This window comes from Bifidobacterium angulatum DSM 20098 = JCM 7096, assembly GCF_001025155.1.
GTDB lineage: Bacteria > Actinomycetota > Actinomycetes > Actinomycetales > Bifidobacteriaceae > Bifidobacterium > Bifidobacterium angulatum.
On the sequence record NZ_AP012322.1, the window covers coordinates 1,045,787 to 1,064,223 of the forward strand.

At 55.7% G+C, this 18,437-nt stretch carries 22 protein-coding genes; 2 read left to right on the forward strand and 20 right to left on the reverse strand.

Going from position 1 to position 18,437, the window contains the following annotated elements:
* The first annotated feature begins 60 nt into the window (after window positions 1-60).
* Together BBAG_RS04195 and BBAG_RS04200 are read left to right on the forward strand one after the other, a co-directional pair.
* On the forward strand, window positions 61-405 hold the full coding sequence (locus BBAG_RS04195; protein ID WP_033508144.1) for an RNA polymerase-binding protein RbpA: 345 nt from the start codon (window positions 61-63) through the stop codon (window positions 403-405).
* Between the two features lie 90 nt (window positions 406-495).
* Entirely contained in the window at window positions 496-1,209 is a 714-nt protein-coding gene (locus BBAG_RS04200; RefSeq protein WP_003826427.1) for an HAD hydrolase-like protein, read from the forward strand.
* 394 nt (window positions 1,210-1,603) lie between these two features.
* Here BBAG_RS04200 and BBAG_RS08115 read toward each other — a convergent pair whose 3' ends face one another.
* The 20 genes from BBAG_RS08115 to pyrH all read right to left on the reverse strand — a co-directional run bounded on the left by BBAG_RS08115 (window position 1,604) and on the right by pyrH (window position 18,392).
* A complete protein-coding gene (locus BBAG_RS08115; protein WP_152595270.1) occupies window positions 1,604-2,005 on the reverse strand; it encodes a hypothetical protein in 402 nt (133 codons plus the stop codon).
* Window positions 1,971-2,606: a MerR family transcriptional regulator gene (locus tag BBAG_RS04210; RefSeq protein WP_003826429.1), complete on the reverse strand. Its 636-nt coding sequence runs from the start codon at window positions 2,604-2,606 to the stop codon at window positions 1,971-1,973. The genes BBAG_RS08115 and BBAG_RS04210 overlap by 35 nt, the downstream gene beginning before the upstream one ends.
* Before the next feature lie 93 nt (window positions 2,607-2,699).
* Entirely contained in the window at window positions 2,700-3,143 is a 444-nt protein-coding gene (locus tag BBAG_RS04215; RefSeq protein WP_003826430.1) for an FHA domain-containing protein, read from the reverse strand.
* Window positions 3,144-3,148: 5 nt separating this feature from the next.
* Window positions 3,149-3,994, reverse strand: coding sequence for a DUF881 domain-containing protein (locus tag BBAG_RS04220; RefSeq protein ID WP_003826431.1), 846 nt, complete (start codon window positions 3,992-3,994; stop codon window positions 3,149-3,151).
* A complete protein-coding gene (locus tag BBAG_RS04225) occupies window positions 3,991-4,323 on the reverse strand; it encodes a small basic family protein (protein WP_003826432.1) in 333 nt (110 codons plus the stop codon). The genes BBAG_RS04220 and BBAG_RS04225 overlap by 4 nt, the downstream gene beginning before the upstream one ends.
* Window positions 4,324-5,301 carry a DUF881 domain-containing protein gene (locus BBAG_RS04230; protein ID WP_003826433.1) on the reverse strand — a complete coding sequence of 326 codons (978 nt, stop codon included), beginning with the start codon at window positions 5,299-5,301 and terminating at the stop codon, window positions 4,324-4,326.
* Entirely contained in the window at window positions 5,298-5,921 is a 624-nt protein-coding gene (locus tag BBAG_RS04235; protein ID WP_003826434.1) for a CDP-alcohol phosphatidyltransferase family protein, read from the reverse strand. Before BBAG_RS04235 ends, BBAG_RS04230 begins: the two co-directional genes overlap by 4 nt.
* Before the next feature lie 13 nt (window positions 5,922-5,934).
* Window positions 5,935-6,786 carry an ATP phosphoribosyltransferase gene (gene hisG / locus BBAG_RS04240; RefSeq protein ID WP_003826435.1) on the reverse strand — a complete coding sequence of 284 codons (852 nt, stop codon included), beginning with the start codon at window positions 6,784-6,786 and terminating at the stop codon, window positions 5,935-5,937.
* A 60-nt stretch (window positions 6,787-6,846) separates the two neighbouring features.
* Window positions 6,847-7,110, reverse strand: coding sequence for a phosphoribosyl-ATP diphosphatase (locus tag BBAG_RS04245; protein ID WP_003826436.1), 264 nt, complete (start codon window positions 7,108-7,110; stop codon window positions 6,847-6,849).
* 8 nt (window positions 7,111-7,118) lie between these two features.
* Window positions 7,119-7,784, reverse strand: a complete 666-nt coding sequence (rpe, locus tag BBAG_RS04250) for a ribulose-phosphate 3-epimerase (protein WP_003826437.1) — start codon at window positions 7,782-7,784, stop codon at window positions 7,119-7,121.
* A 27-nt stretch (window positions 7,785-7,811) separates the two neighbouring features.
* Window positions 7,812-8,726, reverse strand: coding sequence for a prolipoprotein diacylglyceryl transferase (gene lgt / locus BBAG_RS04255; protein WP_003826438.1), 915 nt, complete (start codon window positions 8,724-8,726; stop codon window positions 7,812-7,814).
* Window positions 8,723-9,595 (reverse strand): tryptophan synthase subunit alpha, encoded by an 873-nt coding sequence (trpA, locus tag BBAG_RS04260; protein ID WP_033508141.1) that lies wholly within the window; start codon window positions 9,593-9,595, stop codon window positions 8,723-8,725. The genes lgt and trpA overlap by 4 nt, the downstream gene beginning before the upstream one ends.
* Window positions 9,596-9,625: 30 nt before the next feature.
* Window positions 9,626-11,713: a bifunctional indole-3-glycerol phosphate synthase/tryptophan synthase subunit beta gene (locus BBAG_RS04265; RefSeq protein ID WP_003826440.1), complete on the reverse strand. Its 2,088-nt coding sequence runs from the start codon at window positions 11,711-11,713 to the stop codon at window positions 9,626-9,628.
* A gap of 55 nt (window positions 11,714-11,768) precedes the next feature.
* Window positions 11,769-13,325, reverse strand: coding sequence for an anthranilate synthase component I (locus tag BBAG_RS04270; protein WP_003826441.1), 1,557 nt, complete (start codon window positions 13,323-13,325; stop codon window positions 11,769-11,771).
* Window positions 13,325-13,714 carry a phosphoribosyl-AMP cyclohydrolase gene (hisI, locus tag BBAG_RS04275; RefSeq protein WP_003826442.1) on the reverse strand — a complete coding sequence of 130 codons (390 nt, stop codon included), beginning with the start codon at window positions 13,712-13,714 and terminating at the stop codon, window positions 13,325-13,327. Before hisI ends, BBAG_RS04270 begins: the two co-directional genes overlap by 1 nt.
* A gap of 36 nt (window positions 13,715-13,750) precedes the next feature.
* Window positions 13,751-14,521, reverse strand: a complete 771-nt coding sequence (gene hisF, locus BBAG_RS04280; RefSeq protein WP_003826443.1) for an imidazole glycerol phosphate synthase subunit HisF — start codon at window positions 14,519-14,521, stop codon at window positions 13,751-13,753.
* A 230-nt stretch (window positions 14,522-14,751) separates the two neighbouring features.
* Complete coding sequence (gene rlmN / locus BBAG_RS04285) at window positions 14,752-15,915, reverse strand: 23S rRNA (adenine(2503)-C(2))-methyltransferase RlmN (RefSeq protein WP_033508139.1); 1,164 nt, start codon at window positions 15,913-15,915, stop codon at window positions 14,752-14,754.
* Window positions 15,916-16,030: 115 nt separating this feature from the next.
* Window positions 16,031-17,017, reverse strand: coding sequence for a phosphatidate cytidylyltransferase (locus BBAG_RS04290; RefSeq protein ID WP_003826445.1), 987 nt, complete (start codon window positions 17,015-17,017; stop codon window positions 16,031-16,033).
* A gap of 25 nt (window positions 17,018-17,042) precedes the next feature.
* The gene (gene frr, locus BBAG_RS04295; RefSeq protein WP_003826446.1) at window positions 17,043-17,597 is read right to left on the reverse strand and encodes a ribosome recycling factor; all 555 of its coding nucleotides are present in this window, start codon (window positions 17,595-17,597) and stop codon (window positions 17,043-17,045) included.
* A gap of 45 nt (window positions 17,598-17,642) precedes the next feature.
* Window positions 17,643-18,392 carry a UMP kinase gene (pyrH, locus tag BBAG_RS04300; protein WP_003826448.1) on the reverse strand — a complete coding sequence of 250 codons (750 nt, stop codon included), beginning with the start codon at window positions 18,390-18,392 and terminating at the stop codon, window positions 17,643-17,645.
* Window positions 18,393-18,437 lie beyond the last annotated feature (45 nt).

An 18,437-nucleotide genomic window follows, 5' to 3' on the forward strand; every position in this document is an offset into this window, starting at 1 on the left:
ATATCAATCGTCCGAACTGTTTCGTACTGTGGATACAGTACATAAGGAGGAATCACCAATATGGCAGAACGTAGCCTTAGGGGCATGAGCATCGGCGCCAAGTCGCTGGAATCCGATCAGAATGTCGATTTCGCCGCCCGCGAAGAAGTAGCGTATATCTGTCCCAACGGGCATCGCACTATTTTGCCGTTTGCCGAAGGGGCGGAAATTCCTAATGAATGGGAATGCCATTGCGGTTCCGTGGCTCGACTTGAGGGCGAGGAGGACAAGGCCAACGAAATCTCCAAGCCTACTCGAACCCATTGGGATATGCTGCTTGAACGCCGTGACGAAAAGGAATTGGCCGAGCTTTTGGAGAAGCGTCTGCAGATGCATCGCGATGGCTGGATTCCCGATTACGAATGATGCGTTGTGATCCGGCTGCGTTCTTTGCAATTCAGATGACGCAGCCGGATCATCATATAAGTCCACAAAGAAAACAGGGGAGAGAGACCCATGTCAACCGTACCGAAGAAAGTCGTTCTGCTTGATCTTGACGGCACGCTCACTGATTCCGCACAAGGTATTCTTGCCAGCGTCAAGGAGACATTCAAGGCATTAGGCATGCCTGTGCCGGACGCCGCTGAATTGCAGCGCTTCGTCGGCCCGCCCATCATCAGTTCATTGCAGCGCAATCATGTTCCTGACGATCAGCTGGAGCATGGCGTTGATTTGTACCGAGAATTCTATGGCGAGCGTGATATTTTCGATGATCCGAATAATCCGGGTTGCAAGGTTGCCGGACGTTATGTCAATACGGTGTTCGACGGTATCCCGCAACAGCTTGCAGCATTGCGCGCGGACGGATACTATCTGGCCGTGGCCACCTGCAAGCCTGAATATCAGGCCAAGCCGATCTGCGATCGATTCGGCGTCACTGAAATGGTCGATGGTATTTACGGAGCGTCCAAAGACAATTCACGATTGCTTAAGGAACAGGTCATCGAATACTGCTTCGACCATATAGGATTCGATCGTGCCATTGATCGCGCGCTGATGGTCGGAGACCGTTGGACTGATGCCGATGGCGCTCAAGCATGCGGGCTGGATTGCCTGGGATGCGGCTGGGGCTATGCCGAGCCTGGTGAACTGGCTGAGCATGGCGCATATCGTGTCATCGATCATGTCGATGAGTTGCACGACGCGGTTGTACAATATTTCGCAAACTGATCAAGCATCTGGAGATTCGGCTCGGAAAATCGACTGCATATCTTCCGAGCCGAATTCGTATGTATTCTGGCGCATCGGATCTGGCACGTCATGGAATGCGACGTGTGATGAACAGAACATAACCGATATTGAGTCATACCGAATAACACCCGGCAAACCCCCGAAATCATTAGGATGCAGCAGTATCCCCAAATAGCCGATAATGTACGTTATGTCAGATTACAATTTGAGCCTCCTCCCTCAATACGCATTGCTCACCCCACAGAATAAAAAAGATGCAATAGCTACATGCCGTGTAACGGCCGCCCTAGGAACGCCACCGATGATCCCGGAGTGTATTGCATCTTGATATGTACCGGTCATAGCCGGCATTCGCATCGTGCATTCCGCGGAATCATCGTGTATGTCTGCTGAGACGCCTGTTCATCTCCGTTCGCATGGCCCGCCGCGACTGCATATACAATAAAACGATCTGCAATCCCAGCAAAACGATCGCCAGCCCGCCGCCTATCGGTATGGCATACCGATAGAACTCACGCATTGGCTGCGCATACAAATCGATGTTGAACGTGGCAATAATCAGGGCCGTAAGAAAGCAGATCACCGAAACCAGATGCTCGATGACCGTCGTCATCGACGGTGGCGTGACATCCGGTTCCGTGTGTTTGTTGCGGTATTTACCGGAAATCAAGGCATGAACACATACACCTACGGAGACGACTACGCCTATCCCCCATAATACGATTGGCAAAATATCCATATCACGCTGACTGGCGCGGCTGATGCCGTACCTCATGGTTTCTGCGCATACGCGCTGCGGTTAGATCATCAACAGATTGCTTGGATCCGGATTGTGTGATTCGTCGTCCGACGTCCACTGAATCCTCCTGTTCCAAGGCAGTTCGAACCTGATGCCACAGCGAACCAACGGAAACGGCGAAAACCGCATGACCACTGGCCAGCAGTTCCATCATCCGTTCATTGGACGTGCACTCATACACTTGCTCGCCATCGCACATGATGGTGATATGCTCCAACTGGGACGAGGCGCGTTGCATCAAAAAACCAATGGCCGTGGTCACGTTCTGCAGGTTCACTCCGGCATCAAGGAGTTTCTTGGAAACGGCAAGAATCACCACATCCTTGAATGAGTACAAACGGCGCGACCCGGAACCATGCGACGGAGTGATCGATGGAGCGACGATCTGCTTACGCGCCCAATAATCAAGTTGACGGTAGGTGATACCGGCAACCTTGGAAGCGATACTCCCCCGGTAGCCTCGTGCGTCTGACTCGGCATCGTCGACTCCGAATAATTCGCCTTGCATGGCATACTCATTCAGATTGTCACGATCTTCAAGACGCACGTGCAGATGCAGTCCCTCACCTTGTGTCATGGTCACCGCCTTGCAGCTGATGATGCCAGAACCGGCCTGTTACTCATTCATGTTGCCTGGGAATGCTCAGCACATGCCCAGGCAAAGAACCGACTACGCTACAATAGCCGACTTGGTGAAGAAGACCAGGCGGAACTTACCGATCATGATTTCATCCCCGTTCTTCAACTGGGCATGATCGATCCGCTGCCGGTTCACATATGTACCATTCAGCGATCCCGCATCGACTACGGTAAACGCCCCATTCATGCGACGGAACACCGCATGGGCACGGGAAACCGTGGAATCGTCCAGCAGAATATCGGAATGCGGGTCACGGCCAACGGTCACTTCATCTTCGTCAAGCAGATACCGGGATCCGGATACGGCCCCTCTTGTCGAAATCAACAACGCCGTATCGTCGGACAACCGTGCAATGGTGTCCAAGTCCTCCGCAGTCAACGGACGATCACTGGTTGCGGTTGCAGTTACAGGAATGGTGATGGCAGGCATGCCAATAATCGTGGTTTCGCCTGCGCTTGGAATCGGTTCAGTCATACTCGCTATTCTACCGTCTTTGCGTAGTTATTTGTGGAAGGTTCTCGGGTTGCGTCGATTTGTACGCTATCCGACTGCTTCACAGTAACCTTAGCTCCGTACATTACCTTCAATCGGGATCCAATGCCGCCAGCAATATTCACCGCATTCTGAAGATCCGAAGGGTTTCCTATGGCTCGCACCTTATATGGAGCGGTCAGCGGAATGCCATCGCATTCCAAGGAGCCATCTTCGTCAGCCCAGATCGAGGTGGAAGTGACGACACGAACATCATTGATGGCAATGACTTCTGCTCCGGCGTTTCGCAGCTCCTCGATCAGAGTGAACATCGTCGAAGCGTCAATGTCCTTGTCTTTCCCCTTACCGATGGTGATCATCACCCCTTTGCCCTGGGCCGGAAGACGACCTGAAATGATACCACTGGTTTCTTTATTCTGGTTGGCGATCCTTTGCGCCTGCGCACGTTGATCCGCGGCGGCTTTCAAACTAGAAAGCTGCTGAGAAAGCTGATTCTTGCGTTGCTCCAGATTCTGCGCCTGTGTGCTGGTTTCATTGATCAGACGCACCAGTTCGTCTTCGCTCATCGTTTCATATGTGGATGGGCCGCTATTGATCTGGGTCATGTAGCCGAATCCGAGCAGAGCGCACATTAATGTGATGAGAATGGCGGAAGATGCACGGACACGAAAATCCGATGCACCCTTTAGCTCCCGCTTTCCCTTCCGCCCACGGACCTGCGGGAAAGAGCCTGTTGCGGTATCGTCATTACGGCGTTCCGTCTCGTTGCGTTCCTTCAACTCGCTTATGGCATTACGCCTGTCGCCACGCCTACCTCGCCTTGCCATGATCATCCTCGGAAGATGAAGCGGCGGATAGCGGACACGTTGGAGAAGATACGGATGCCGAGTACCACAATGACGGCCGTCTGCAATTGCGAGCCTACGCCAAGCTGATTACCAAGCAATACCAGCAACGTAGCGGTGAGCACATTGGCGAAGAAGGAGATGATGAACACACGGTCGGAGAAACGACGTTCAAAGTAGGCACGTGCAGCACCCAGCAAGGCATCCAATGCAGCTACGACCATAATCGGCAGATAAGGCTGTATGGCCACGGGAATATCCGGCCTGACGAAAACACCGACCACCACACCGATGATCAATCCCAATACTGCTGCCATCTATTCAGCCTTCCTTGCATAGTTGACATCCGAAATAACGGCCGCTTTCAGTGTAAGCTCTTTTGACTGTTGCACCTGCAAGCTTATTCCAGCTTGGTCGAATATGGTGTACAGCGTACCGAGATCATAGCGGCTGACGGACTGGGCCAACTCGTGCTTATTGCCAATCGCCTTGATACGATACGGGCTGTCCACCGCATTCAGCCCGATCAGAATGGTGTTGCCCGCCGTGCGTATGGAGGTTTGTGCCCCGAGACGCTCGTCGTTGACGCTGATTGCCTCCGCACCCGAACGCCACAGTATGGAGACCAGCTGTTGAAGATCGGAATCCGTAACCACACGAAGGCGGCTTCCGGAACTTTCTCGAGGGGTTGCACCGTTATTGTCGTTGGTCGCCGCAATCGGATTGGCCACCGTCAGTATGATGCCTTCGCCGCGCACAGCCAATTGGCCGCTAGCCATTTCGTCCTTCATCAACGTATTGTTGGAACCATTTTGGGCGACTTTCTTCGCTTGCTCATCGACCTGCCTACGAAGCGTGGAAACGTCGTCCGAAAGACCGTCGAGGGATTTCTGCGATTCCTTAAGCTCTTTCGCCAAGCTGGAGCGAACTGCCCTACGAGGATCGGAGTGAAGCTGCTGAACAAACAGGCTCCCAAGAAAACCCACTGCAATGCACACCACGAAACAGACGATTCGCGTGACCCAGATCGCAAATGGGGAATTATTATGCCTGCCAAGATTGGAATCCAGGAACATCGGATCAACAGGTCGGTTAATCAGATCGTCGATTAACCGAAGAGAGTCGTCTTCACGGATACGGTGGCGCCGTTCACGCTCTCGCGTGAAAATGTCTTCAGGAGCGGCATGCTGCGATATAAGACCGGCAAAGGAATGGGAGAAGACCGCGCGACGATGTTTGGCATCACGAGACTCCTCCGCGGGATATGAAGCTGGCATCGGCTCCACGCCGTTCATCGCCTGGCTTCCTTCCGTGCACGCAGCTCCTTGCGAATGACGCCACTCCCCTGGCACAGATAAATGAATCCGGCAAGACAGTAGAGCACCACGCCCCAGATGCCAACGGCCAGTGCAAACAGATGCAGGATACGCGATGGCGCGCCTATGCCGATATCGGCCACTACCAGAGCGACCATGGAGATCATCAACAGCGCCGTTGCCGCTTTCCCGACGAAATGCACGGGTAACGGCCCATAGCCATATTGTGCGAGCCAAAGAATTTCGATACCCATGATGACGTCACGCGCCACAACCACAATGAAAATCCACCATGGTATTATCCCCGCAACGCCAAGCGCGAGTATTGTACAGAAAATCAACAACCGGTCAGCGCATGGGTCGAGAATCTGCCCAAGCTTGCTGACCTGATTGAGTTTCCTGGCCAACGTGCCGTCAAGGAAATCCGTGATGGCGGAAAAAGCGAACACAATCAAAGCCACTATCATGCTATGCCGTGAAATCAGCCACGCCACAATGGGTATGGAGATAATACGCAGCAAACTTAGCGCATTCGGAATGGTGAAAATGATGTCACGTGGTTCCGGACTGTATGTTGACTTGTGAATGTGTTCGCTCATATCGTCCAATATTTTAGATGCGGGAGGCCTGCAGTGCCGTGACGATAATGCCACGTGCACCGACTTCATACAGTTTATCCATCAGGTGATTCACTTTGGCCCTCGGCACCATAACACGCACCGCGCTCCACTGCTTGTCATGCAATGGGGAAATCGTCGGGCTTTCGAAGCCTGGCGTGACAGCCACAGCCTCGCTCACCTTGGACACCGGAATATCGTAATCCATCAGCACATAGCGCTGAGCGGTAAGCACGCCTTGAAGACGACGGCTTAGAATGGTGAGTCGTTCGTCATGCTCATCCAGACGCGGACTGCGAATCAGACATGCCTCGGAGTGCATAATCGGATCCGCGAAAATACGCAGGCCGGCATTACGCAGCGTAGTGCCGGTGGACACCACATCGGCAATCAGATCCGCAACGCCAAGCTGCACGGATGATTCCACAGCACCATCCAGGTGGATGGTTTCAGCATTGATCCCCTGCTCGACCAGATAGTCATGAACCAGCTTGTCGAACGAGGTCCCGACACGCTTGCCATCGATGTCTTTGAGCTCTGTAATGGAGGACTCGTTCGGTGCAGCAAAACGGAATGTGGAAGAGCCAAAGCCAAGTGGAAGATGTTCCACAGCCTCGGTGCCCGAATTCTTCAGCAGATCCTCACCGGTAATGCCGACATCGATGGTTCCCCTGCCGACATATACGGCAATATCGAGCGGACGCAAGTAGAACAGCTCCACATCGTTATCGCGATCCTCCACGACAAGCTGACGCGGGTTGGACCGCAGGCGATACCCCGCTTCCGCTAGCATGTTCCATGCTGGCTCAGACAGCATACCCTTATTCGGAACAGCGATTCGCAGCATTTCTTTCTTTCTCTAGTATTTACGGCTTGAACATTATGCCGGCTATTGGCCGGCCGCGTATCACAGATGCTTATATACGTCTTCAAGCGTCAGACCGTGCTTGATCATCATGACCTGCACGTGATAGAGCAACTGGCTCATCTCTTCGGCAGTGCGATCGGCGCCTTCATATTCGGCGGCGATCCATGTCTCCGAAGCTTCTTCGACGATTTTCTTGCCGATGAAGTGTGTGCCCTTATCAAGCTCATCAACGGTAAGCGATCCTTCCGGACGAGTCTTCGCTTTTTCGGACAGTTCTGCAAACAACGATTCGAATGTCTTCATAATTTCCTTCAGTCCTTGTAGGCCGCTGCGGCCTTATCACGAATGGAGTCGATGGCTTCAGCTGGATTCGGCGCGCCATATACCGCGGAGCCTGCAACAAGCACATCGGCACCAGCCTCGGCTACAATATGCGCGGTCTTCGGGCTTACACCACCATCGACCTGAATCTTGGTCTTCAAACCACGACGGGTGATCTCGTCACGCAGGCGACGAACTTTGCCCATCTGATTATCAAGGAACTTCTGGCCGCCGAAACCAGGCTCGACTGTCATGATAAGAATCATGTCGAACTCATCGAGGATATCGAAAATCGGTTCGACAGGCTCTGCGGGACGCACTGCGAAACATGCCTTGCACCCCATCTCGCGCAGCTGGCGGGCCAGACGCACCGGAGCGTGGGTGGCTCCCATATGGAAGCTCACGGAAGCGGCACCGAGCTTGGCGTACTCCGGTGCCCAGCGGTCGGGATCTTCGATCATCAGATGTACGTCCACCGGCAGATCGGTGACTTCGCAGATGCGCTTGACGATCGGCTCGCCCAGCGTCAGGTTCGGGACGAAATGATGGTCCATCACATCGACATGAACCAAATCTGCATTGGAGATGGCCTTGAGGTCACGCTCAAGATTGCAGAAGTCGGCGGACAGGATGCTAGGTGCGATTTCAATGCTCATAATCACTTACCTTACTGTTGACTAGGGTCATTTTGTGGATTTCTGGCTCATACGTTCAAGCTCGTCACCGGTGACAGCACAAAGCTTCGCCGTAAGTTCATCATATGTTTTCCCATACCGTTTCAGCACGAGGAACAGCGCAACCCCGCATAGCGCGACCAGAATAGCCGTCCACGTGTTGGTACGCAGGCCAAGGATAACAGTCGAATAGTTGATACGGATTTCCTCGATCCAACTGCGCCCGCATCCGTACCAAACCATGTACAGTGCCGCGAGTTGGCCGGCGCGAAGCCGCTTGGCGTAGATGTTGCCGATCCAGACGATCAGCACGGCGCCAATGAGGTTCCAGATCATTTCGTACAGGAACGTCGGGTGGAACAGCGTCCCGCTTGGGCAGGCTGTACCCTGATAGCAGATTTCGCTGTGACCGATGGCATCGCTCTTCTCATTGAGCTTCAAGCCCCAGGGCAATGTGGTCGGCTTACCATACAGTTCCTGATTGAACCAGTTGCCCAAACGCCCGATGGCCTGTGCAACGAGTAAACCCGGAGCCAGACAATCCAGCAACAATGCAAAGGGGTACCGCTTGTGGCGGCACCATAGGAATGCCGCCAGGGCTCCTCCGATAATGCCACCGAAAATGGCCATGCCGCCTTCCCAGACCTTCAGTATGCTCGTTGGATTACCTGTTGGAGGGAAATACATGGCCGGCGTGCTCAAGCAGTGGTATAGACGGGCACCGACCAAACCGCAGGGCACCGTCACCAGTGTAAGGTCGAGCACCTGATCGAATGTGCCGCCGGCTCGCTTCCAGCGCCGGGTAAGAATCCAGACAGCACAGCATACGCCGATGAGAATGCATACGGCATACATGCGGATAGTAACTGGCCCGATCTGGAACTTCGAGAATCCCGGCGAGGGAATATAGGCAAGTGTCGTCATATACGCGCTCCGTGGATGCCCTCGGCAAGCTCTTCGGTTGTGGATGCCAGACAAGCAAGGCCTTCGGCACTATCACGTGCCGTCCTGCCGTCATCATTGAGCAGCGTATGCACCAGAGCGGAACCGACGATCACACCATCGGCATAGGATCCGACTTTCCTGCCCTGTTCTGCGGTGGACACGCCAATGCCTACACAAACATTCTCCGCCCCGGCCTTACGAGTACGTTCCACCAACGCCTGTGGCGAGGCGTCAATGGTGGAACGTTCGCCGGTAACGCCCATACGGGCCGCAGCATACACAAAGCCCCGGGCGTTTCTGGCGACGATGTCAAGACGCTGATCGGTCGAATCAGGGGAAACGAGGAAGACACGGTCAAGTCCGTGCCGATCGGACGCCTCTATCCATTCGCCGGCCTCATCCGGGATCAGATCCGGTGTGATAAGCCCCGCGCCGCCGGCATTCTCAAAATCAGTGGCGAACCGTTCCACACCATAATGGTAGATCAGATTCCAGTAGCTCATGATGAGCGGAACGCCGCCGGCGTTTGCCACGGTTTCCACGGCTCTGAAAACATTGGCGATTCGTTCCCCGTTGTCCAATGCGATCTGACTGGCCGCCTGGATCACGGGACCATCCATAACCGGGTCGGAATACGGCAGACCGATCTCCACCGCGTCGACACCATGCTCGACCATCGTCTTCAAAGCGGTCAGCGAATCATCCGGATTGGGGAATCCATATGGCAGATAGCCGATGAAAGCCGGCTTGTTCTGCGCCTTCAATGCGGTAAACATCGCCCTGGTTCTGCTTGGCTTATGGCTGATGCCCAAGGGCTGGCCTGATGGTGTGCTTGCTTCGTTAGTCATATTCGGTCCTTCATTCCTCACGATTCATCATCATGCAACGGTATCGCCGTGCGCGCCCGTCACTTCGAGAGCCTTGGCCTGATCATCGGTCAGGTAGCCGAACCACTTGCCAGCCGTGGCCATGTCCTTGTCGCCTCGACCGGAGATGTTGATGATGATCACCGGATTCGTATACCCCTTGGTTTTCAGATCCTCGCACGCCTTATATGCGCCGGCTACGGCGTGGGAGCTCTCGATAGCGGGGATGATGCCCTCTGTACGGCTCAGATCACGGAAGGCGTTCATGGCCTCCTCATCGGTGGCCCAGGAATAGTTGACTCTGCCGATCTCCTTAAGCCATGCATGCTCGGGCCCGACCGACGCATAGTCGAGACCCGCGGAAATGGAATATGTGTCGAGAGTCTGGCCTTCGGATGTTTCCAACAGATAGCTTTTTGCACCTTGGAACATGCCCAATTGGCCTGTACCGGGCGCGAAACGAATGGCGTGCCTGCCGGATTCCGGGCCATTGCCGCCGGCCTCGTAGCCGTACAGGTTCACACGATCGTCATCGAGGAAGGCGTTCATGATGCCGATGGCGTTGGACCCACCACCTACGCAGGCGCAGATCGCATCCGGATGATCGATGCCGTACCAATCCTGCAACTGTTGCTTGGCCTCTTCTCCGATGATCTTCTGGAAGTCGCGGACCATGGCCGGGAATGGATGTGGTCCGGCCACCGTGCCAAGCAGATAGTGCGTGTCTTTGACATTGGTGACCCAATCGCGCAATGCCTCATTGATCGCGTCCTTAAGAATGCGATCGCCCAAAGTGACTTCGACCACTTCGGCTCCAAGCATCCGCATGCGGGCCACATTCAGCGCCTGACGACGGGCATCGATCTGCCCCATGTAGATACGGCATTTCAGGCCGAGCATCGCACATACCGTGGCGGTTGCCACGCCATGCTGGCCGGCACCGGTCTCGGCGATGACGCGGGTCTTGCCCATGCGCTTGACCAGCAGCGCCTGACCGAGCGCATTGTTGATCTTATGCGCACCAGTGTGGTTGAGATCCTCGCGCTTGAGGAACACTCGCGGCGAAATGCCGGTCTTCTCCTTAAGCAGTTCGGCGAAGCGCGGAGCCTCTGTCAGTGGGCTTTCCCTGCCGACGTAGCGCTTCTGCAACGTCATGAACTCCTTGTGGAATTCCGGGTCGGCCTTGGCTTCCTCGTATACACGTTCAAGCTCATCCAACGCGGTAATCAGCGCTTCCGGCACGTATCTGCCGCCGAACTGACCCCAGTATGGACCCTGATGCTCGCTCAATGGAGTGGATTCGCTTGTTTTCACCTGTGACCCTGCTTTCACTAGTCGTTGCACTGCAAGAATATGGTCGTCTGCTGTGGCGACGCCCTCACCGACCAGCACCGCGTCGGCACCGGCACGGCCGTAGTCCTCGACCTCAACCGCGCCGAATACGCCGGATTCGGCAACCTTGATGACGTCATCCGGCAGATTGGAGGCAAGCTCCTGGTATCTGCTCACATCGACACACAGATTCTTGAGGTTACGTGCGTTGATGCCGATCACACGAGCGCCGGCGGCAATGGCCCGCTGGATCTCCTCGCGCGTGTGCGTCTCGACCAGAACGGTCATCTTCAGCTCATGCGCCAGATCAAGCAGATGCTTGAGCTTATCGTCGTCGAGCGCGACGACGATAAGCAACACGATATCCGCTCCATGAGCGCGAGCCTCCCAGATCTGATAGTCGGTGACGATGAAATCCTTACGCAATACCGGAATGCTTACCGCAGCCTTGACCTTGTCGAAATCATCAAGCGACCCCAGAAAACGCCGACCTTCCGTCAGGCATGAAATCGCACTCGCCCCACCTGCCTCATATTCACGGGCAAGGGCCGCGGGATCGGGAATATCGCTCAAATGCCCTTTGGACGGCGAAGCGCGTTTGATTTCAGCGATTACGGGAATACCGTCGGCTTGTCTCAACCATCGAGTGGCATCAAGCGGTTCGGCCGCATGAGCCGCAATCCGCTTGATCTGTTCGAGGCTTACCTCGGCTTCACGCGCCTTGGCGTCTTCGACCGCTCCTGCCACCAACTCGTCGAGTACCGACATATGTTCCCTTTCTCTTACTGTAAAAGGTATTGTTGTAAGAGTAACGTCCCTGCTCCTATAGGGCTTTCAGCTGTGCCGCAATCTGGACGGCTTCAACGCTGGCCTCGGCCTTGTTGCGGGTCTCCTGCCATTCGTTCTGCGGAACCGAATCAAGTACGATTCCGGCTCCGGCCTGCACGCTGGCCTCGTGATCTCGCAAAAAGGCGGTGCGGATGGCAATGGCCATGTCCATGTTTCCAGAAAAATCGAAGTACCCTACGGTGCCGCCGTAAATGCCTCGATCGGCCGGCTCAAGCTCGTCGATGATCTCAATGGCCCGCGGCTTGGGAGCGCCGGATAATGTGCCGGCGGGGAAAGCGGAGGTGAAGACGTCGAAAGCCGTCATGCCGTCGTTCAATGTGCCTGTCACCGTGGAGCAGATGTGCATGATATGGCTGAATCGCTTGATATCCATCAGTTTGACCACCTCCACGCTCTCCGGCTTGCACACTCGGCTCAAGTCGTTGCGCGACAAATCGACCAGCATGATATGCTCGCTGCGTTCCTTGGGGTCGGCGAGCAGCTCTTCGGCGAGCTTCTCGTCCTCTTCGGGAGTCGCTCCACGAGGGCGCGAACCTGCGATCGGGAACGTCATGGCATGGCCGTCATCAACCTTGATCAGGGTTTCCGGACTGGATCCGACAACGTTGAAAGTGCGCCCCTTGGTGTCTGTCAATGCGAAGAAATACATATACGGACTTGGATTCAGGGTGCGCAGGACACGATACACGTCGAAGGGATCGGCCGGCGAATCGATGTCAAGACGCTGGGAGATGACCGTCTGGAACACATCACCGTCGACGATATGTCGCTTCGTCTCCTCGACGGCCTTCTCATAGTGCGACTTCTCGGTGCGGAATCGCAACTCGGGCTGCGGCACATTCGTGTCGAGCACGTTGATGCGCGCCTCCCCCGGCGTCGGTGTCGCAGCCTGGCGCTGCATGGCGTCAAGCCGTTCGACGGCGGTATCGTAAGCCCAGTCGGCTCGGGTGGGCTTATCGTCGACGTTTACGGCGTTGGCGATCAGCCATACCGAACCGGAGACATGGTCGACCACCGCAATATCGGTGGCGAGAGCCAGCACGAGCTCCGGCTGATCGGTTTCGTTCGGCGCCTTGCCATGTAGCGTGGGCTCCCAATGACGGATCACATCCCAGCCTACGGTTCCGACCAGGCCCGAAGTCAGGTTCGGCAGACCCTTGACTTTAGGGGTCTTCAGAGTCTTCAGCGTAGCGTGCGCCACGTCAAGCACGTCGCCCTGCGTGGGAACGCCAACCGGCACTTGCCCAAGCCAATCAGCCTGCCCGTTGTTGGAACGCAGCTGGGCGATGGAATTCACGCCGATGAAGCTGTATCGACTCCATGTGCCGCCGAATTCCGCCGATTCGAGTATGAAGGTTCCGCTCCGCCCTGCGGCAAGGCGCTCATAGAACCCGACCGGTGTCAGCGAATCCGCAAGCAAGCGACGTACGATGGGGATAATACGATAGCCTTCGTCGGCAAGCTCGTGGAACTGCTCGCGTGACGGCCAGGTCTCCCCCCAACGCAGATGCTCGACGCTGCACTCTCCCATCACCGTGCCTCCTCGGGTTTGAATCCCTCTACGACGGGCAGCGGTCCGCCCTCGTCGAAACAACTACGTTTGCCGGTATGGCATGCGGCTCCAACCTGATCGACCTCTACCAGCAGGGCGTCTCCGTCGCAGTCAAGAGACACGCCCTTAACATATTGCGCATGTCCGGAGGTATCGCCTTTACGCCAGTATTCCTGACGGGAACGAGACCAGAAGGTCACTCTGCCGGTGGTCAGCGTGCGGCGCAACGCCTCATCATTCATGTAGCCGACCATGAGCACGTCACGGGTATCGTACTGTTGGACGACTGCGGCGACCAATCCTTTGTCATCGCGCTTCAAACGTGCCGCGATCGCAGGATCGAGTGTTATCGAGTTATCGTATTGCATTCTTGGTATCGATTCTATGGATTGAATGGGTAAAAATCAGCGAACGGTATATCCGGACCTGCGCAGTTCCGCCTTGACGTCGGCAATGGTCAACGTGCCGTAGTGGAATACGGATGCGGCAAGTACAGCGTCGGCTCCAGCCGCAATGGCCGGAGGGAAATCCTCTACCTTGCCGGCGCCACCGGAGGCGATGATCGGAATCTTGACCTCGCGGCGAACCGCCTGAATCATCTCGATGTCGAAACCCGACTGTGTACCGTCCGCGTCCATGGAGTTCAGCAATATCTCGCCGGCGCCAAGCTCTTCGGCACGTTTGACCCACCACAACGCATCAATGCCTGTGGATTTGCGCCCGCCCATGGTGGTGACTTCGAACCCGGACTGCGTGTGTTGTTCGCCCTTTTCGCGCCGGGCGTCCACCGATAGCACCAGCACCTGATTGCCGAAACGCTCGGCGACTCGACTGATCAATGTCGGATCATTGATGGCCGCGGTATTGACACCGACTTTGTCCGCTCCGCAACGCAGCAACGAGTCGACATCCTCCGGGGTGCGTACGCCGCCGCCAACGGTCATCGGGATGAACACCTGTTCGGCGGTGCGACTGACCACATCGACCATGGTCTGACGATGCGAGCTGGAAGCGGTTACATCCAGGAACGTCAGCTCATCCGCACCCTGCCGATAGTATTCCGCCGCAAGCTCCACCGGATCGCCGGCGTCTTTGAGATTCTCGAAATGGACGCCCTTCACCACACGTCCTGCATCAACATCCAAGCACGGAATAACTCGTACCGCCAACGACATCTTTCACTCCCCTACTTACGACGGGTCAATGATTCAGTCTTTCAGACTACAGACCGTGCGTTACACGGTTCAACAGGAGTCCACATATTAGGCATGATACGGTCTGATATCCAGCACAATCCACAGCTATCGTTCATTAGCCTTATGGCTGTCGCCAGAACCGATTGTGGGCCCGTCAGACAATACCTGACGGGCCCACAATATCCACGTGCCACACCGACTTGGCGATATCAGCGTTCTTTGGCAGCAAGCTGCCCACATGCACCATCGATATCCTGGCCACGGGTGTCTCGAAGCGTGGCAGTGATGCCTGCGGCATGAAGGATGTCAAGGAACCGCTTCTCATCTTCAGGCTTCGATGCAGTCCACTTGGAACCTTCGATCGGGTTAAGCGGGATGGGATTGACATGCGCCCAATCGTCCCCGTAGTGGTTCAATCGCTTGGCCAGGAGCCTGGCGTGCTCCGCCTGATCGTTGATGCCGCGCATCAGCGCGTATTCGATGCTTACACGACGTTTGGTCGCGAGCCAGTAATCATGTGCCGCATCAAGTACGGCAGTCGTATTGAATCGCTTGTTCATCGGCACGAGTTCATCGCGTAGTTCATCGCTAGGCGCATGCAACGAGACCGCAAGACGGACAGGAATGCCTTCCTCGGTAAGCTTTCTGATGCCAGGCACGACGCCGACGGTGGAGACGGTGATATTACGTGCGGAAATGCCGAAGCCCTGTGGCGGCAATGCGGAGATCTGACGTACGGCAGACAGCACCGATCGATAGTTGCCCATCGGTTCGCCCATACCCATGAACACGATATTGCTCAGACGGCCCGGTCCTCCGGCAACCTCGCCATCCTGCATCATTCTGGCGGCGACGCGCACCTGTTCGAGAATCTCTCCGGCAGACATGTTACGAGTCAATCCCAACTGCCCGGTCGCGCAGAACGGACAACCCATGCCACAGCCAACCTGCGACGAGATGCACAGGGTGGAACGGGTCGGATAACGCATCAGCACGGATTCAATATGCGAACCATCGAATAGTCGCCACAGTGTTTTGATGGTGGTTCCCTTATCGGCCACCTGCCGTGTGACCTCCGTGATAAGTTCGGGGAAAAAGACCGAAGCCGCCTCGTCACGCTTCGAGGCCGGGAAATCGGTGAATGCGGCGGCATTCACATCGAAATGGCCATAATAGTGGTTGGCGAGCTGCTTGACTCGGAATTTGGGGAGGCCGAGTTCCTTGGCTTTGGCGATGCGTTCGTCCTCGCTCATGTCGACGAAATGCACCGGGGGTTTGCCACGCCGGGCATGGTCTTTGGAGAGCACATCGCGGAATGCGCCTTCGGTACCGCCTTCGGTGATACCGGTTTCTGGAGTTTCGGGAGATGTCATAACTTTCTTCGCTTCGCTTGACATTACGGGTGATTATGAAACTGCTTATCAGAACGTGAAGAGTGCTCGTGCCTGGACATGCACGAGCACTCTTCACGTTGGGGGAACGACATGATCACATGCCGGTGAGCCAGAGCAGGATGCAGGTGAACGGCGCGGCCATCAGAATCGAATCGACACGATCCATCACGCCACCATGCCCCTTGAGCAGATGACCCATATCCTTAAGACCGAGATCACGCTTGATCATGGACGCGCACAGATCACCGAACGTGCCTACGACACCTACCAGAATCCCCATAATGATGGGAACCCACCAACGCGTGGCCCATACCTGCGGAGTATAGGTGCAGAACATCACCGCGAAAGCGCCGACCATGGCAAACACCACTGATCCTGCAAGCCCCTCCCAGCTTTTCTTCGGAGAGATACGCGGAGAGAGCTTATGCTTGCCCAGCCATGCACCGGCGAACAATCCGCCCGTGTCGGACAATGCCGGCAGGAAGACCAGCATAATGGCATGAGCCACCGGATGCCCATGGAAGGTTAGCGGCAGAATAATGCACGAGGCCAGCACGGGGATGTACAGCACGGTGAGCACGGAAACGGCCACATGGCTGAGTCGGCTATGATGCTGTTCGTTGCCGTCATGGTTGAAGGAGGACTCGAGTCGTGCCGCGGCTTCGGTATGGGACAGCTTATCCGCAACCACAAGCGAAAGCCTGTTGCCGAAGCTCAGTTTCGCCGTAGCCGAAAGAGCCACCAGCACAATCGAAGCCATGGCACACAACGACATGGTAACGACGTGCAACGGCGAATAGTACGTTGCAAGCAGCGTGCAAGCCGAGCATATCCACAACATGAATACGGGGATGTGTAGTCCTGCGGTTGCGAAATCAACTCGAAGCTCCCACAAAGCCAGGATCATGAACACCACGATAAGCGCGACGAACACATCGATGCTTATCAGCAGGCACCCGAGAATAATCGCAATCAGCACCACGGCCGTAGCTATAGCCTGAGGCATATTACGACCGGTTTTCTTATTGATCTGGTCGAGGGTCACCTCGGCCTGATCATGGAGTTGATCATTATGTTCCATATTCGATGCGTTGGAGGGATCCGACTCAGACCTCCATGATCTCCTTCTGCTTGGTCTCAAGCAGCGCATCGATTTCGTCGGTGACGGACTTGGTGACCTTATCGAGATCCTTCAGCAGGCGATCGCCTTCATCCTCGCCCATATCGCCATCCTTGACGGACTTGTCGATGGTCTCCTTGGTCTTGCGACGAATGTTGCGAACCGCGACCTTGCCGTCCTCGGCCTTGCCCTTGGCGAGCTTGACGTATTCCTTACGACGTTCCTCGGTGAGTTCAGGCATGGTCAGGCGGATGACGTTGCCGTCACGGTTGGGGCTCACGCCAAGATCGGAATTGCGGATCGCCTTCTCGACGGCGCCAGCCTGGGATGCATCGAACGGGGTGACCGACAGGGTGCGCGGCTCGGGGACGCCAATGGAGGCCACTGCCTTGATCGGCGTGGGAGCGCCGTAGTAATCGACCATAATGCCGTTCAGCAAAGCAGGGTTCGCACGGCCAGTACGAATGCCGGCAAAGTTCTCCTTGGTGTTTTCCACCGTCTTGGCCATCTGTGCCTTAGCTTGTTCAACAACGCTTGCCATAATTGCTCCTTGATTACGATTGATGGTTATTTGATTGTAAAAAGTTCAGTCCGCCACACGCGATTCCGCGGTGGAGACCAGAGTCCCGATTTCATCGCCGACAAGCGCACGAGTGACATTGCCTTCGCCTTCGAGGCCGAACACACGGATACGCTTTCTATTGTCGCGCGCCATGGACAGCGCGGACGCATCCATAACAGCCAGATTGTCGACCAGAGCGCGATTGTAGCTCAGCGTCTCAAAGCGCTTGGCGTTCTCATCCTTACGCGGATCGGCGGTGTACACGCCGTCGACGCCGTTCTTGCCCATAAGCACTTCATCGCAATGAATTTCCAGGGAACGCTGAATGGACACGGTATCCGTAGAGAAGTACGGCATGCCGGCACCGGCGCCGAAAATCACCACACGGCCCTTTTCCAGATGGCGGATGGCCTTGAGTGGAATATACGGCTCGGCGACCTGACCCATGGTGATGGCGGTCTGCACTCGGGTAGCCTGGCCCTCCTGCTCAAGGAAGTCCTGCAGTGCAAGGCAGTTCATCACTGTGCCGAGCATACCCATGTAATCGCCACGGGAACGATCGATGCCAGCCTGCTGAAGTTCCGCGCCGCGGAAGAAATTGCCGCCACCGACCACGATCGCAACCTGTACGCCTTTGTTCACAGCTGGAACGATTTCCGAAGCGATACGGCGCACCACATGGGTATCGATGCCGACCTTGCCGCCACCGAACGCTTCACCGGAAAGCTTGAGCAGAACTCTGCGTGGCTTGTCGCCTGCATTTTCGCCAGTCATATAGTACTTCCTTCATTGTTGTCACCGATTCACGCGGCTGACACG

Bases quoted from the DNA above. Each gene is read 5' to 3' on its own strand.
- pyrH (WP_003826448.1), bottom strand. From the start codon at position 18,392: ATGACTGGCGAAAATGCAGGCGACAAGCCACGCAGAGTTCTGCTCAAG.
- frr (WP_003826446.1), bottom strand. From the start codon at position 17,597: ATGGCAAGCGTTGTTGAACAAGCTAAGGCACAGATGGCCAAGACGGTG.
- BBAG_RS04195 (WP_033508144.1), top strand. From the start codon at position 61: ATGGCAGAACGTAGCCTTAGGGGCATGAGCATCGGCGCCAAGTCGCTG.
- BBAG_RS04270 (WP_003826441.1), bottom strand. From the start codon at position 13,325: ATGGGAGAGTGCAGCGTCGAGCATCTGCGTTGGGGGGAGACCTGGCCG.
- hisG (WP_003826435.1), bottom strand. From the start codon at position 6,786: ATGCTGCGAATCGCTGTTCCGAATAAGGGTATGCTGTCTGAGCCAGCA.
- trpA (WP_033508141.1), bottom strand. From the start codon at position 9,595: ATGACTAACGAAGCAAGCACACCATCAGGCCAGCCCTTGGGCATCAGC.
- BBAG_RS04265 (WP_003826440.1), bottom strand. From the start codon at position 11,713: ATGTCGGTACTCGACGAGTTGGTGGCAGGAGCGGTCGAAGACGCCAAG.
- BBAG_RS04215 (WP_003826430.1), bottom strand. From the start codon at position 3,143: ATGACTGAACCGATTCCAAGCGCAGGCGAAACCACGATTATTGGCATG.
- hisI (WP_003826442.1), bottom strand. From the start codon at position 13,714: ATGCAATACGATAACTCGATAACACTCGATCCTGCGATCGCGGCACGT.
- BBAG_RS04230 (WP_003826433.1), bottom strand. From the start codon at position 5,301: ATGAACGGCGTGGAGCCGATGCCAGCTTCATATCCCGCGGAGGAGTCT.
- BBAG_RS04220 (WP_003826431.1), bottom strand. From the start codon at position 3,994: ATGATCATGGCAAGGCGAGGTAGGCGTGGCGACAGGCGTAATGCCATA.
- BBAG_RS04235 (WP_003826434.1), bottom strand. From the start codon at position 5,921: ATGAGCGAACACATTCACAAGTCAACATACAGTCCGGAACCACGTGAC.
- hisF (WP_003826443.1), bottom strand. From the start codon at position 14,521: ATGTCGTTGGCGGTACGAGTTATTCCGTGCTTGGATGTTGATGCAGGA.
- BBAG_RS04225 (WP_003826432.1), bottom strand. From the start codon at position 4,323: ATGGCAGCAGTATTGGGATTGATCATCGGTGTGGTGGTCGGTGTTTTC.
- lgt (WP_003826438.1), bottom strand. From the start codon at position 8,726: ATGACGACACTTGCCTATATTCCCTCGCCGGGATTCTCGAAGTTCCAG.
- BBAG_RS04210 (WP_003826429.1), bottom strand. From the start codon at position 2,606: ATGACACAAGGTGAGGGACTGCATCTGCACGTGCGTCTTGAAGATCGT.
- BBAG_RS04200 (WP_003826427.1), top strand. From the start codon at position 496: ATGTCAACCGTACCGAAGAAAGTCGTTCTGCTTGATCTTGACGGCACG.
- BBAG_RS04290 (WP_003826445.1), bottom strand. From the start codon at position 17,017: ATGGAACATAATGATCAACTCCATGATCAGGCCGAGGTGACCCTCGAC.
- BBAG_RS08115 (WP_152595270.1), bottom strand. From the start codon at position 2,005: ATGAGGTACGGCATCAGCCGCGCCAGTCAGCGTGATATGGATATTTTG.
- rpe (WP_003826437.1), bottom strand. From the start codon at position 7,784: ATGAGCATTGAAATCGCACCTAGCATCCTGTCCGCCGACTTCTGCAAT.
- BBAG_RS04245 (WP_003826436.1), bottom strand. From the start codon at position 7,110: ATGAAGACATTCGAATCGTTGTTTGCAGAACTGTCCGAAAAAGCGAAG.
- rlmN (WP_033508139.1), bottom strand. From the start codon at position 15,915: ATGACATCTCCCGAAACTCCAGAAACCGGTATCACCGAAGGCGGTACC.